This window comes from Solibacillus sp. FSL K6-1523 (genome assembly GCF_038005225.1).
Taxonomy (GTDB): domain Bacteria; phylum Bacillota; class Bacilli; order Bacillales_A; family Planococcaceae; genus Solibacillus.
Map to the genome: position 1 here is coordinate 1 of NZ_JBBOSU010000002.1, position 13,425 is coordinate 13,425.

The window sequence follows — 13,425 nt, forward strand, 5'->3', positions numbered from 1 at the left end:
AAATTGAAGTTGGCACAGTCTATTTTGATGATGTGGTTGTCTGGACAGAGATAGATGTAAAAACTAAATTAACTAAACCAGACAAACCAAAAGATGTTCTAGATTTTAAAATTGAATTTGTAAATGGACAAGTTGAATTGACATTTAAAAAGCCTACTGACGCAGACTATGTGCTGATTTTTAAAAATGGAGACTTGATATCGGACAAACATGTAACAAATTATTTAAATGATAAGGATGTCAAAGCAGGTAAAAAATATACGTATCGAGTCGTTGCGGTAAATGACGGTGGTCGCTCAAACGGGCTATCAGAAATGATTGAAATACCATCGAAAGAAATAAGGGATTTGAGAGCAGTTACAACCGAAAAAGACGTGGAATTATTCTGGAGTCTGCCTGTATATTCAGATTTTAAAACAGTATCAATATACAGGAAAAATCCTAGTTTTATGGCGAGTGCAAAAAGTCTAATACCATTTGCCAAAAACGATGATTATGCACCTATTTTTGTGACAAACGGAACGTATTTTAAAGATTTGACCGTAGCAGCTGATGCAAATTACGAATATAAATTAACAACGATTAGTGATATTGGAGCTGAAACACCTGGTGTTACAGTCAAAGCAAAAACAAAACAAGTAAAAATAAAGGATAGTGAGTTATTGCCTACCGATCCAGAAAATGAAAAAGGCGATTACAATTTGACATGGAAAGCACCTACGTCTGGAAAAATAAAAATAATGATGGGCGGTAAGGAGTATAAAACGATTGATGCAGCAACGTTAAAATATACAATCCCAGCTGCGGATATTACTTTTAATAGTTTAGGTGTACCAGATATAAAAATTGTACCCGTCGAGAATGGTACAGGGCGCGAAGTGGGACCCGTAGTTATACCTGGTAAAACAGGGTTTGAAGTGGATATCCCCTTGGATGCTGAAAATTTATTAGGGACAGGGGTAGCATTAGCGGGGATTGTAGGTCTTTTTCTTTTGCTAGGATTGTCATTCCTTGTTGTACCTAAATTGATTAAGACAATTAGGCTTTCGCTTGAAGCAAAAAAATCTGTAAAAATTGAAGCATCCGGAAGGAGGACAAACGAATAATGTCAGAGGTTTTAAACGTAGCAATGACGACGTTTCTTCCATATTTCGCACCAATAATTTTCATTCTTTTAACAATAGCAGTAGCAGATCGACTACGAGAAGTTATAGTAGATGCATTTTTTTTGAACGGCGGGGGAAAACGTCGTACTAGTTAGTAAGGAGGGACGTTCACAATGATCGGGAATATCGCGGAAGTAGTCATGAGGTTCATCGTGAACGTCCTCCTTTCAATTGGGGACTTCCTTTACAGTGCATTTAGCAATTTATTTAGATTACTGTATGAATTGTTTGTTTGGTTGGGACAACTCTTACAAAGGTTATTCCAGTCGCTCATTGATGTATTAGTCAGTTTTTTTATGGTCATATACGACCTCATAAGAGGATTAATGTATTTGCTTTACATGATCGGCGTGTTAGCAGTAAAGCTCTTTACAGTGCTATTTGAATTAGGAAAGCTTTTATGGGCTTTTGTGCAAGGTTTTGTAAGGACAATCGGAAGTTTATTTTACACAGAGCGAGAGAGCAGCGGTCACGGTTATTCGGAGATGATGGGACGTATTGTTGAATCGATGGACGTGCTGCAGCTGGATGTAGTAGCATACATTTTACTCTTTGTAATCTGGATCATGACGGCATTCGGTGTCATGAAAGTAATTGGCACATTAAAAAATAATTAAGGCGGTGCAGCTGCGTGTATTTTTATAATGCAATTGTTAGCTTTATCAATAAAATATTTGCGCCACCAATAGCATTTCTGGATCTAGCAATTGAAAAGCTAAGGGGTATATACCTTGTAACGGCGCAAGGTCTAAATGTAAATCAATATTTAAGTATATTCGGGGATCTACCAAGAGAGTGGCAGCTGGTGATCTCCTCATTATTACTCTCAATGGTGCTGTTCAGTATCCTTTTGATCGTAAGGGTGCTTATGCGCATGTATTATCAAACAAAAGAAGGGGTTCAATGGTGGTAACTATGACATTATCAGAGACAATCGCGGGAGCAATGATGTATATGTTTTTTGTGGCTTTTAGTGGGGGTATGGGCTTGTTGGCTGCAGCCTGGATCGGCTACAAATTTTACAAGCGCCAGGAACGTAAAAATGGCAGCGTAAAAAGAAAAAGAGGTATGGCGTGATGGGATTATTCAACAGAAAAAAAGAAGATGATTTTTTTGAAATGTCTACGGATCGTTTAGTTGTGATGGATATGGAAAAACGAACGTCGGATGTTGTTTATATTGATGGTGTAGATGATTTATCAGTGACAAGTACAGGACGTTATAAAGTGCCACGAGCCGATTGTGAGGTATTTACATCGTCAGAGGGGCTTATCTATGTTTTAAAAGCTGAAACGCAGTACGTAAACGAAACGATGCGTTTGGCAGCGTTAGAAAGGTCAATTGTTTTAAAACAGCTAACACAATATAAACCCGAACCAAAAGATAACCCGAATTTCGATTTGTTTAAATGGGCAATGGTCTTTTTATTATTTGTTGCGATCATCGTAGCAGCATTTTAAAACTTTTTCATTCTATCTAAAATTACCGTTGACGGTAAAAGTGGAAGATGGTATATTTGAAATATCAAATACCGTTTGCGGTAAAATGGAGGAAATGAAATGAATAAAAAATTTAATTTGTTAAAGAAAACTTTCGGTAATTTATTAATGTTTATATCCTACTCGCTTTTATTCTTCTTAGTAGTAGAACCGAAAGTACGTGCAACTCTGTACGGTGAGTTTGGAGAGTTTGCGGTGATCGTTACAACGGTCATTTTCATTTTTGGTTTGGTTTGTATATATATAGTACCGATGCTATTTGTAAATAAAGAGAAATAATAACATTGACTAAATGATGCTTGGATCAATTGATCTAAGCATCATTCCCAAGGAGTAATAAAAAATGAACATATTAAATAATATCGGGGACACTAAAACTGCTGCAGAAAAGTGGGGAATGTCCGACGAAAACGTAAAAAAATTAGCGCAAACGGGGAAAATCAATGCGAAAAAAATCGGCACAAGTTGGGCGATTGATCTAACGCAGCCTAATCCTAAGAAGTATGGGGTGGAAAAGTAGTGGAAAAAACGAATTTGGACAATGGACAGAAGCTCCAAGGTGCAATAGGAGACAGCCTATTCCCGGAAGTGCAACACGTATCAGATGTAAAGCAAGTCCTGGAGCTAATGCGCGATCATGCACAAAATTTAACCCAGGACCAGGTAAGGGCAATTTTGTTCCTGCAGGAGCTTGGGAAAAATGAATATTTGCATGGCGATAAAGATCCATACAAAGATATTGTAAAGAGTTTAACAAGCACATTTAAGGTAGCGGTAGCAAACCCATCGTACTACTTAGATACGATTGAAGAGTTAATTCCGAAACCACCAAAACCAATCATTTTAACGTCGCGTGGAGAGGCTGCTAAGGTCGTTGGAAATGGCGGTGGTCGATAGTGCCGTACCACATTTGCATTGAGGGTGGATTAGGAGCCGGAAAAACTTTTAATATGTCACTCCTAGCCCATTGGTGGAAAGAGCAGGTCGAAAAGGACGGTGGATCTATCCAATTATTCAGTAACTACGAATTGTTGGATAGCCTACCAATAGACAGCTACCAAGACTGGTATAACGTTGCACGTGTCCAGGGATCGATTTGTTGTTGGGACGAGTCACATATTAACTTTAGTAACCGTAAATGGTCTAGCTTCCAGGCAGGAATATCAACTGAAGTATTGATGTATATGCGTAAAATGCAATCAGTGCAAATTTACGCTACACCATCAATCAATTTTTTAGATAGCCGGATTAGAGTATTAATAGAGGTTAAAGTAAGCGTTAAGCACGTTAAAGCAGGGTTTATCCTTAATTTTTATGACAACCAAACTGGCGAGTTTTTACGCAAAGCATTTATTTCGCAAGCTAAGGCAAATAAAATTTATAAGCTAAATCTATACGATACAAATGCTTTTGTTAGGGGGTTCCCGTTACCAGCTAACGATAGACAAGCCGACGAATTTTGGGACGAACTAGCAAGAATACACGACGAAGCCAGGGGGAAAATTAAAATATGAATCCATTAAGTGATTTTAGTTTAGTACCAGGAGATTATAAAACAAAAGATCCACGTCAGCTTGCGTACTTGTTTCCACGATCAATAATGAGCAGCGAGCAGAAATTTATTTCTTACAATAAAAAAATGCAGACATTTCTTTTTTATCATTCGCTCGAGGTTGCTGAGCACATGGCCAAGTTAATGGACTATATTTTGTTACCTGCCGGATGCATACATTGGAGACGAGCAAAAGCGCTAGGAGACAAGCGCCGTGTGCCTGTTGGACGAAATATTTTTTACCTGGTTAAGTACCAAGAATTAAATAAAAATGAAATTAATAAGTTACTTAATTACGCAGATGAGATCCAAAAGGAGTTGAAAGCATGATCATTTTTATCGGAGAAAAAGAAGCTGCAGCGTTAACATTGCATATGTCAGTTATGCGTAAATCTTTCCGGAATTTAATTAAAAGTAAATATACAAATGATCGTGCAGCCTTTTTACAAAGCTATGATTATATAATGGGTGAATCTAAAAAGGCTTTAGAGGGTCAGTATACAGCGTATGCACTAAACATGAATATAAAAGACCTGGAATTGCTTCATGAGTTTTTACGCTCTTATATTGCAAAAGCTACACAGGAGAGCGACAAAGCAGATTCAGTCGATTTTAAAGAGCATCTATACATTTTGTCAGGTGTAAGGGATAAAGCTAATGAATGCCTTTGTGCGTAGTTTAAAGCGCAAGATAAAGCGTAAGATAAAAAAAGAAATGCGCTACCAGGTCAAGAGCAAAATATATACGGTTTTTGGTGGGGGTACAGTGGCAGCCATTATTTATTTTTTAATAAAATAGTCAATTAAAAGAATCGAAATGTATCTAGTGTCATACTAAACATTTTCGATTCTTTTTATTTTTAAATCCACGGAAAAATGTTGACTTTATCATACGTTAAATGTATGATAAAGTCATACAAAAGGAATTGGAGTGGATAATTATGATTACGGAGTATACGATCCTGGAGTTTAAAGGTTTACAACTTAGTGGTACACCTTATCATTACTGGGTACTTAAACTTTCAGATAACCTATTTTATGCAGGATATAACGAAAATGAAATTGAAACAGCTACGACGGTAGGATGGGCCCGCAGTATTGCAAAAGAAGAATACGCGTTGGAATATATCGGATTCCTTCAAAATTTCTTTGATATTAATGGGAAAAGACGTTTAGAAAATGTAGGTATGACTATCCCCCCACTTGTTGGACTAGCCGAAGCTGCGGATATTCTTGGTTGGGATAAAAGAAAAGTGAGTACCTACATAAAAAGAGGTTCATTTCCTAATCCTTTAAAAAAACTAGCAAGTGGACCAATTTGGACCTATAAACAAATCGATGATTACAAAATGGAGATTACAAAAATTATTTAAAATATATAGGGACGGATTGAGGTGGACTATACATGTTTATTAAAAATGAACCTATATCAAACGCTCTTATAGCCAGCGCTCTGGAAGATGAACTTTTAGGAACAATATTTGCTCATCAATTAGCCGATGAAAAAGGCTATTACTATTTAGGGTTAAACGAAGGACAATACAAATTTCATGACGTTATTAACGACAAAGAAATTTGTATAAATAAAGATGATATATTGCAAAAAACGTTTGAAATCTAATTAGTTGTAATTTTGTTTAATATTAAACTAAGCCCCCTACCCTACCGGAGAGAGGGACAAAAAACGACAAAGGAGAGTTGAAAAATGGCGAATGAAAAATATATGTCGCAAGAGGATGTTAAAAAAGTTGTGCAATTTATTTTGGATGAGGTTGTCAGAGATCTGAAAGATTTGCAGGATGCTGATGATAGGGGTATTAAAAAGATTGATGATTTAATTAATTCGTACTCTTTTTGGTCAGTGGATAGTTTTTTAGACTCGTATGATCCAAATAAGGTCCTTATTGTTTAAATGTAATAGTGTAGCAAAAACGATTGTTTTTAGGACAAACAACAAGGGTTGCATACGCAGCCTTTTTTTGTTGTATTTACTGTGTTAAAACTATTGTTTAAATCTATGTATTGATATATAATAAAATTAACAATTAAAGAACAAAATAATGATGTTTTTAGTAAGGAGGAATTAATAAGTGTCTTATCGGTGGGAAAGAAATGATATAGCGGTTGTTCAAAGATTTTTAAGGGAAATGGACGGAGATGAAGCAGCAGTAACAAAGGCTTTACTTGAAATAGTACCCATATTGAAAAAAGAAGAAATTTTGATTGCAATAGAAATCGCAGGTCAAGTTAGATTGTATGAAAAGGGTAGATTCCCTATCGAAAAACTTTTTGAGAGTTATGCACGATTAGGGATAGATCCTAAAAAGCCTGGTAGATACGAATATATTTAATAATTTGTAAAAAGAAAGTAGGTTTAAATATGCACGTGGGTTATGCGCGCGTTTCTAGAATGGATCAAGAGTTATTATTGCAATTAGATGCTCTTACCGAAGCTGGGTGCATTAAAATTTTTGAGGAAAAAATAAGCGGTAAAGATAGATCACGTCCAGAACTGGATGAAATGTTAAAAATGCTACGATCTGGCGATACGGTGGTCGTTTGGAAATTGGATCGGATAGGGCGCAGTACGAAGCATTTAATTGAGTTAATGGAGTATTTCGAAGCAAATGAAATTAATTTTATTAGCTTGAAGGAAAATATAGATACGTCAACGGCAGTAGGCAGAATGCTTTTTCATATAATGGCAGCACTCGCGCAATTTGAGAGGGAAATGATCCAGGAGCGAACACAGGCAGGGATTGAAGCAGCAAGAGCAAGGGGTAGAAACGGTGGTAGACCACGAAAAAACGATGCAGCCGTACAACGCGCAATTAAATTGTACAAGTCAGAGCAATACAGTGGCGTAGAAATTGAAAAAATGACAGGTGTTAGTCGTAGCACGTTATATAAGAGATTAAAAGAAAAAAACAATTAATTTACATTTTAACCCATTGCTACCATCTATCAATGTGTTAGAATAGAGATAACATATTTTCGGACAAAAAAAAAGCCAGCTGTTGTGAAAAGGTTTTGGCGACCCTTGCACAACATTCCATTTCGTATTAAGAGTACGAAAGGAACTTGCTGATAATGCTTTACAGCAATGGTAGCACGACCGAACCGTCAATGTAAAGCAGAATCTTACAAGCCCTTTCTCGTACACAAGAGAAAGGGCTTTTCTTTTTGAATGAAACAAAAAGGAGAAATTAAAATGGCAGCAACTCAGCAAGTTCAACAACGTTGGACATTCGAAAAAACAACTTTATACAATCATAAATTAGAATTATTAGTACCTTATTCAAAATTTTCAAGTGGGGATCAATTCAATGTTCAATGGGAAATGATCATGTCAGTACACAAAAAACGCTTCACAAAACTACAAATAAAAGTGCTTAAAGTCGTGCGTCAACGCGCATTTAAGGTTCCAGGCGTTTCTAATGCGTCATATCGCACATACATGGAAGATTGCAAAGCAATTTTAGGGCATGACGTATCACGTGACACAATCCGAGACACATTAGACAAAGCCGAAGAATGGGGCATTCTTATAAAATGCGCTGGTCAACGCATGATTAAAGGGCGTGGATCTAAAACAGCTAACGTAATCATTTTTAATACATACAATGAAGTTTACGCATACAAAGTAGCGCAAGAAAAACATGAATTAGAAGAAGCCAAGAAGCTACTGGCGGCAGAATACAAGCAAGCGCAGCGTATGATGGGTATTTACAATGAAGCTATAGAAATGGCAGCGGAACAACAAAAACAGCCTAAAAAAGAACAAGAACAACCGAAAAAAGAACGAAAAGAGCAAACATTGTACCAGAAATTGAAAAATGCGTACAAGCCTTCAAACGATCTTGAAATGGCTAAATTTAAAGAGTTGGTAGCAATCGTATATAACTTAATGAAAAAGAATAAAGAGCAACACGGATTCAACCATAATCAATTAGAACAAATTATGTTGTCGTCATTCCATGCGTTATTAAATAAAGAGGGCGTAAATAATCCGCCAGCAATGTTATCAATAATCATCCGTAAAAAAATAGAAAATCTAACAAAATCGTACACATCTCCAAACGCTTCAAAAACGTCTGTAATGAAAGAAATAGAACCGGAATGGTTTAGTAAGAGAAATGAAAGAATGCACGTTGTGGAGTTATCTGAAGAGGAACAAGAGCAAGCAAAGGCGAGAATAATGGAAAAGTTAAATAGAAAAGAACCCAAGGCTTAAAATTTCGGAATTGTCACAGAAAATTACACAATTCCCACATGCCCCACCCACCTCTTAATACTTATGTTTAATACTAATAAGCTATTAAAAGATATATATACGTATACGCTGCGCTGGCTACGGATTGAATGTAAAAACTCGCTACGCAAGTTTTTGGCGCTGCGCTTATTAAAAAGATCAAAAGATTAAATGCTTTTGCAATAAACCGCATGATAATTTGATTGAGGGACAAGTATATTAAGCGGTCTATTGCGTTGCTGCTGCGCAAGCATGTGGGCTGGGATTCGTTTTGCAAGTTTTATTGATCTATTTTTTTAATTCGTTCACAAGTTTATTTGTGTTTTTAAAATCGTGATTAGTTGATTTGAGGGCGTAATATATCGAGTCCAGCAAAAGAACTTAGGGCGTTATTTTCTTTTTTCTAAGTGGGGGGCGGGGCGGCGTGGGAAATTTGTCCAAAATGTGAATATATATTTTAATTAATTTTTAGGGGTGTAAATGGTGCTGTGTTTTAATAATAAAATTATTATACTATTATGCGCCGGTCCCTTTATCCTAAAGGGGAACGAACGTTCTTTTGGATGGATATATGTAGTTAAAATGAGGTCGATAATTTGTAGATATTTTCTTGTTGGTAGGTATTTCGGGCTATTCACATATAAGTTATTAAGTTGTAACTTAGTGTTTACAGGGCATTGCAAATGTTCTATGATAAAATCATGATTTAAGAAAATTAGATAAAAAAATGTTGCAGTCACTCGAAATCGCGCCAACGATTCCAAGTGTACTACCGTACCAACATACGGAAGCAGCTACATTCAAGTAGCACCACAACGTAGATTAGTATACTGTATCTTTTGGATTACGTATATTCTTTCTTTTACGTTTTGCTGTTTCTTTATATGTGGGCGCTCGTTTCCGTGGATTTATTAGCGGAAATGAGCGCCTTTTTGCTTTTCTTAATCGTAATGGGGTGACTAAATGGACGAAGAAAATCCAACATCTCCAAATGTTCCAGAAACAGATAACTCGGCAGCAGTGGAACAGCAACCAGCGGCTCCAGCTCCGGATGAAACGCAGCAGCCTGCCGAATCTGAAAAAAACGACGGAACAAGCGAATCACCAGAAGTAGAGACACCGTCAACAGAACCACCACCAAAAGTGGAGGTGGGCGATGTTGAAAGTGACGGAACAAGTAAAGTACCGGAAGAATTGCCGGAAATAGATTTCGAGTTAGTAGAAGAAATAAAAACGAAATCAGATCCTTTTTTGGAACTCGTTCCGGAAGATCCACAGCTATACGCAACAAATTACACGACGGACGATTATGTCATTACTTTAGTACATGAAATGACACTCGGGGACGTGCTAATTGCAACGCTTTTAAGCGTGCTGATCGTTGTTGTTGTTTTAAAAGCTGTACTGGGTGGTGGTCGCTCATGGTAGATGTGCCAGACATATCAGTTGATATTCCGGATCCAGAAGAAGAATTTGATCAAGTAGATCCAGTTGAAGAAGAACTAGAGCAATCTATTGATATTCCGGATGTGGAGTTTTTTGGATACGAACCAAAAGGACACACGTTTACAATCTATGAAGCCGAAGAAATTGTGTCTGTTTTTGCAGTAGGAATCGGCGGTGCATTAGTAGCGTACGCGATCATTTGGTTAGTAATGCGAGTATTGGATGGTGGGCGACGAAATGGATGAAGAAATAATCAACGATGAAGAAGTAAATGTCGACGAAGAAATAATCATCGATGGAGAAATGCCCATAAGCGAAGAAAATTCGGTACTTGGTGGTTTAATTGGTGACACATTCAAATTGTTTTTTTCGGACCATAACGTCATAGCCGCTATTTTTATTAGCACGGTTGTTGTGGCTTTATTGATAATTGCAATGAAATTTTTAAGAGGACGGTGGTAACACATGCTAGACATAGAAAATGTTTGGGATTGGAGTTTTATGTGGGACACGTTCGCGTTCATTTTAAAAATTGTTGCGCCATTTTTAATGATTATCATTGCCATTTTAGGTGTAGGGGCAATGTTATTCATGGTTGTTAAAGCAGTCGCGGAAGCGGTGAGAAAGTAATGTATGATCACACTTTTTTTACTCCTGCTCGATTACGCGAGTTTTGGGATATGGTCGCAGGACTTGTAAAACTCGCATCTCCAATGGTCTTAATCTCTGTCGCTATGACTTGTGTAGGGTTAATTTTGGTGCTTGCTATTAGAGCATTCAGAAAAGGATCTGAATCAGATGACGATAGAGACTATGATATAAAATATTACGATTAATAGAAAGCGAGGAAATTAACATGAATTTAGATTTCACAGGAATTACATTACCGTTTACAGCCGGAGATCTTTTATCTTCTGGTGTAGCATTATTAGGTGTTGTAGGAGCGTTCGTACTTTTAGGTTTAGCATTCTTAGTTGCTCCAAAACTATTTACTCTAATTCGTCAGGCGTTCAACGCTGGTGGCGGAAAACGTGCGTAATTTAATTACACCCTTAAAAAAGGCAGCGGGCAGAATAACTGTCTGCTGCCTTTTTGTCTTAGTTGCTCTTTTTGCTCAAGCAAATACTGCAGATGCTATCCAAGTGCTTAAAAAAACAACGAATTTGATAGGTGATCCAGTTGTATCAAATAATCGCGTTACTTTTACAGTTTCGCCGACGGCACGATTTACGCAGCATGCAAAGTATCTAAATCCAGATTTTAAAAGCCCGGACGACATACTAAGAACGCAAGCTAAAACACGTATAACAGGATTCGCGTATGCATGTCCGGGCTATTACACATCCAGAATTTATAGTGATATGCAAGGACGTAATTTACTTGGATATATACAAGTCTATGTATCGGAAGCGGATATAAAAAATAGCAAGTGTGACAAGGTTAATTTGCCAGGGGGGACACCACCACCAACGCCGGAAAAACCAGATCCACCGATTACGATAACGCCACCGGCACCCAAACCGATCCATCCTGTACCAGATGTCGATGTGGTAATTAAAAACACTAAACCTACTACACCAAAAGTAGAAAAACTACCACCGACAAAACCAGTGGACGCATTCCAAAGTTATTGTGATAAAAATTATTATCCATCTGGATATAAAGAAAACGGAAGCGGTATAAAATATGAGCGTATGCCGGGAACAGGATCACAAGTTCCACCTAATGATAAAAGCCATTGTTGTCCTATAGCTCACCCAAACGGCACTCCAATTACTGTCATGTCTGGAGGAGAAGCACTTTTTTCTGGTGTGTTTAAGGGACCACAATATGCACATGACGGATTTAGTTCTTACGTAGAAGGTGAGTGGGTTTGTGGTGTCATGAAGTCGCTAAAAGATTTAAAGGATTGTGGTAACGGCATCTTAAACGAAGAAACAGACATGTGCGAAGAAATTACTTATACAGGTAACCCTGGCAATTATCCTTTAGAAATGGAAGAGTATTACACAGAAGAAAATGATGTTTCTGAAATGGGGGTTTTTTCGAGTGGTGGGGAGGGTAGCGGAGAAGAATCCGAACCACCTCCAACAGGACCACCAACAGAAGAAAAATCGTGTGAAGAAGATCCAGACCAAGACCATTGCCCACCACCTTGCTATTGTGAGGACATGGGAGACTGGGGCTATATGTGCTGCATTTTCGAGTGTCCCGGTTGGGATGATTATTTAGGATTCTTGTCTGGAACGATTGTAGGTAGCGCTAGTCCACCACCTGTACCAGATTTACCAGCGCCGAGTATTCCAAATATATTTGACATTCTAAATGGTGTAGATGAGCGTAACCCTGCTAAACCAACGGGAAATGAAGATCCGAATTTAGGAAACGCAAGTTTTAACGCTAATGATATAAAAAATGAAGCACCGGAAATACAGTTCCGAGACGATCCAACAGGCGGATTTAATATTGTTAATCCACTTGAAACCTTGCCAGACGATGGCAGCGAAGCACCACGGCCCCAAGAAGATTTAGAAACGTTGCCTTATCCAGATGGCAGCGGGAAGAATTTAGAGGGGGACGGTAGCATACCAAAGCCAGAAGGTAGCGGAAGTGACGGCAAAGTAAAATATCCGGTAAACCCAGAAGGGACAGCAACTCCACCGACCACCGGAGGGAAAGCGGAATATCCGGAAACTGGAGGAACCATTAAATACCCGGGAACGTAGGAGGGGAAATATGTTAAAAAAAATTAATATCTTTATGTTTTTGTTGCTTTTTTCAAATGTCATTACAACATTAAATGTTCAAGCCAATGAAAATATCAATGGAGATATAGAGTCAATCAAATTTGACATAGAAACAGAAAACCCAAAAATTAAATTATTAGAATCAGACCCATTACCAGCGCTTTATTCGGATACGCAATGGATAGGTGTAGCAGATACAAGTAACTTTAGTTTCGAGGGAGGATCGTTTGCAAGCTTATTTGATAACGATACAACTACTTTCGTTAGCTGGAGTTCCCCTTGGACTCTAACAGCCAAATTTGAAAAATCTATTGTATTAAAAGATATACGACTTGCATGGATCAATTATATGAGAAAAGGAGCAGGAGGGGGAAATACGGGGATATTTGATTTTGAATTTTATAATGGTAGCACTTTAGTACACAAACAAACATTTCAACCTAAAGTTTCTGTACCTATTAAAATAGATACAATTCCCGTCAATAAAGTAGTCACAAGCGTAAAGCTTATAATTTCTATTCCATCGTATAATTACATCAATGCACTTTATGAAATGGAATTTTATGAAGATGAAGCTATAACTTATGAGTCAGTAAAAGAAATAACTGCTATGTCTACTGTCGATCAAATAGACCTGTCCTATGAAAATCCTGACTCCATTTATATGAATAACAATATTATTAAAATAAATGGTGAAACGGCATATGAAGGTAAGAAAAAAAAAAATCATACATTTAATGGATTAAAAGAAGCCACAATGTACA

23 protein-coding genes and 1 pseudogene are annotated in these 13,425 nt (G+C 37.4%); all 24 read left to right on the forward strand.

Annotated features, from left to right (window positions below):
• Positions 1 to 1,106, forward strand: a pseudogene (locus MHI10_RS21255) (hypothetical protein); the annotation flags it as partial.
• The gene (locus MHI10_RS21260) at positions 1,106 to 1,261 is read left to right on the forward strand and encodes a hypothetical protein (RefSeq protein WP_340789370.1); all 156 of its coding nucleotides are present in this window, start codon (positions 1,106 to 1,108) and stop codon (positions 1,259 to 1,261) included. The pseudogene MHI10_RS21255 and the gene MHI10_RS21260, both read left to right, overlap by 1 nt.
• 18 nt (positions 1,262 to 1,279) lie before the next feature.
• Complete coding sequence (locus MHI10_RS21265; protein WP_340789372.1) at positions 1,280 to 1,783, forward strand: hypothetical protein; 504 nt, start codon at positions 1,280 to 1,282, stop codon at positions 1,781 to 1,783.
• 178 nt (positions 1,784 to 1,961) lie between these two features.
• The gene (locus tag MHI10_RS21270) at positions 1,962 to 2,243 is read left to right on the forward strand and encodes a hypothetical protein (RefSeq protein WP_340789375.1); all 282 of its coding nucleotides are present in this window, start codon (positions 1,962 to 1,964) and stop codon (positions 2,241 to 2,243) included.
• Positions 2,243 to 2,626, forward strand: coding sequence for a hypothetical protein (locus MHI10_RS21275; protein WP_340789376.1), 384 nt, complete (start codon positions 2,243 to 2,245; stop codon positions 2,624 to 2,626). Before MHI10_RS21270 ends, MHI10_RS21275 begins: the two co-directional genes overlap by 1 nt.
• A 99-nt stretch (positions 2,627 to 2,725) precedes the next feature.
• Positions 2,726 to 2,944 (forward strand): hypothetical protein, encoded by a 219-nt coding sequence (locus MHI10_RS21280; protein WP_340789378.1) that lies wholly within the window; start codon positions 2,726 to 2,728, stop codon positions 2,942 to 2,944.
• A gap of 64 nt (positions 2,945 to 3,008) precedes the next feature.
• On the forward strand, positions 3,009 to 3,185 hold the full coding sequence (locus tag MHI10_RS21285) for a hypothetical protein (RefSeq protein ID WP_340789379.1): 177 nt from the start codon (positions 3,009 to 3,011) through the stop codon (positions 3,183 to 3,185).
• A complete protein-coding gene (locus MHI10_RS21290; protein WP_340789381.1) occupies positions 3,185 to 3,562 on the forward strand; it encodes a hypothetical protein in 378 nt (125 codons plus the stop codon). Before MHI10_RS21285 ends, MHI10_RS21290 begins: the two co-directional genes overlap by 1 nt.
• Positions 3,562 to 4,179 (forward strand): zonular occludens toxin domain-containing protein, encoded by a 618-nt coding sequence (locus tag MHI10_RS21295; RefSeq protein WP_340789384.1) that lies wholly within the window; start codon positions 3,562 to 3,564, stop codon positions 4,177 to 4,179. Before MHI10_RS21290 ends, MHI10_RS21295 begins: the two co-directional genes overlap by 1 nt.
• Positions 4,176 to 4,547, forward strand: coding sequence for a hypothetical protein (locus MHI10_RS21300; RefSeq protein WP_340789386.1), 372 nt, complete (start codon positions 4,176 to 4,178; stop codon positions 4,545 to 4,547). The genes MHI10_RS21295 and MHI10_RS21300 overlap by 4 nt, the downstream gene beginning before the upstream one ends.
• Complete coding sequence (locus MHI10_RS21305; RefSeq protein WP_340789388.1) at positions 4,544 to 4,894, forward strand: hypothetical protein; 351 nt, start codon at positions 4,544 to 4,546, stop codon at positions 4,892 to 4,894. The genes MHI10_RS21300 and MHI10_RS21305 overlap by 4 nt, the downstream gene beginning before the upstream one ends.
• A 263-nt stretch (positions 4,895 to 5,157) precedes the next feature.
• Entirely contained in the window at positions 5,158 to 5,589 is a 432-nt protein-coding gene (locus MHI10_RS21310; protein ID WP_340789389.1) for a hypothetical protein, read from the forward strand.
• Positions 5,590 to 5,621: 32 nt separating this feature from the next.
• Positions 5,622 to 5,837 carry a hypothetical protein gene (locus MHI10_RS21315; protein WP_340789392.1) on the forward strand — a complete coding sequence of 72 codons (216 nt, stop codon included), beginning with the start codon at positions 5,622 to 5,624 and terminating at the stop codon, positions 5,835 to 5,837.
• Between the two features lie 84 nt (positions 5,838 to 5,921).
• The gene (locus MHI10_RS21320; protein WP_340789397.1) at positions 5,922 to 6,128 is read left to right on the forward strand and encodes a hypothetical protein; all 207 of its coding nucleotides are present in this window, start codon (positions 5,922 to 5,924) and stop codon (positions 6,126 to 6,128) included.
• A 178-nt stretch (positions 6,129 to 6,306) separates the two neighbouring features.
• Entirely contained in the window at positions 6,307 to 6,567 is a 261-nt protein-coding gene (locus MHI10_RS21325) for a hypothetical protein (RefSeq protein ID WP_340789399.1), read from the forward strand.
• 29 nt (positions 6,568 to 6,596) lie between these two features.
• Positions 6,597 to 7,151 (forward strand): recombinase family protein, encoded by a 555-nt coding sequence (locus tag MHI10_RS21330; RefSeq protein WP_340789401.1) that lies wholly within the window; start codon positions 6,597 to 6,599, stop codon positions 7,149 to 7,151.
• 276 nt (positions 7,152 to 7,427) lie between these two features.
• Positions 7,428 to 8,450 carry a hypothetical protein gene (locus MHI10_RS21335; protein ID WP_340789402.1) on the forward strand — a complete coding sequence of 341 codons (1,023 nt, stop codon included), beginning with the start codon at positions 7,428 to 7,430 and terminating at the stop codon, positions 8,448 to 8,450.
• Positions 8,451 to 9,431: 981 nt separating this feature from the next.
• A complete protein-coding gene (locus MHI10_RS21340; protein ID WP_340789404.1) occupies positions 9,432 to 9,896 on the forward strand; it encodes a hypothetical protein in 465 nt (154 codons plus the stop codon).
• Entirely contained in the window at positions 9,890 to 10,159 is a 270-nt protein-coding gene (locus MHI10_RS21345; RefSeq protein WP_340789405.1) for a hypothetical protein, read from the forward strand. Before MHI10_RS21340 ends, MHI10_RS21345 begins: the two co-directional genes overlap by 7 nt.
• On the forward strand, positions 10,152 to 10,376 hold the full coding sequence (locus MHI10_RS21350; RefSeq protein WP_340789406.1) for a hypothetical protein: 225 nt from the start codon (positions 10,152 to 10,154) through the stop codon (positions 10,374 to 10,376). The genes MHI10_RS21345 and MHI10_RS21350 overlap by 8 nt, the downstream gene beginning before the upstream one ends.
• A gap of 3 nt (positions 10,377 to 10,379) precedes the next feature.
• Positions 10,380 to 10,544 (forward strand): PTS ascorbate transporter subunit IIC, encoded by a 165-nt coding sequence (locus tag MHI10_RS21355; protein WP_340789407.1) that lies wholly within the window; start codon positions 10,380 to 10,382, stop codon positions 10,542 to 10,544.
• 226 nt (positions 10,545 to 10,770) lie between these two features.
• Positions 10,771 to 10,953, forward strand: a complete 183-nt coding sequence (locus tag MHI10_RS21360) for a hypothetical protein (protein ID WP_340789408.1) — start codon at positions 10,771 to 10,773, stop codon at positions 10,951 to 10,953.
• Between the two features lie 103 nt (positions 10,954 to 11,056).
• Positions 11,057 to 12,640: a hypothetical protein gene (locus MHI10_RS21365; protein ID WP_340789410.1), complete on the forward strand. Its 1,584-nt coding sequence runs from the start codon at positions 11,057 to 11,059 to the stop codon at positions 12,638 to 12,640.
• Between the two features lie 10 nt (positions 12,641 to 12,650).
• Positions 12,651 to 13,425: hypothetical protein (locus MHI10_RS21370; protein ID WP_340789412.1), on the forward strand; the 775-nt coding region annotated here is incomplete at its 3' end.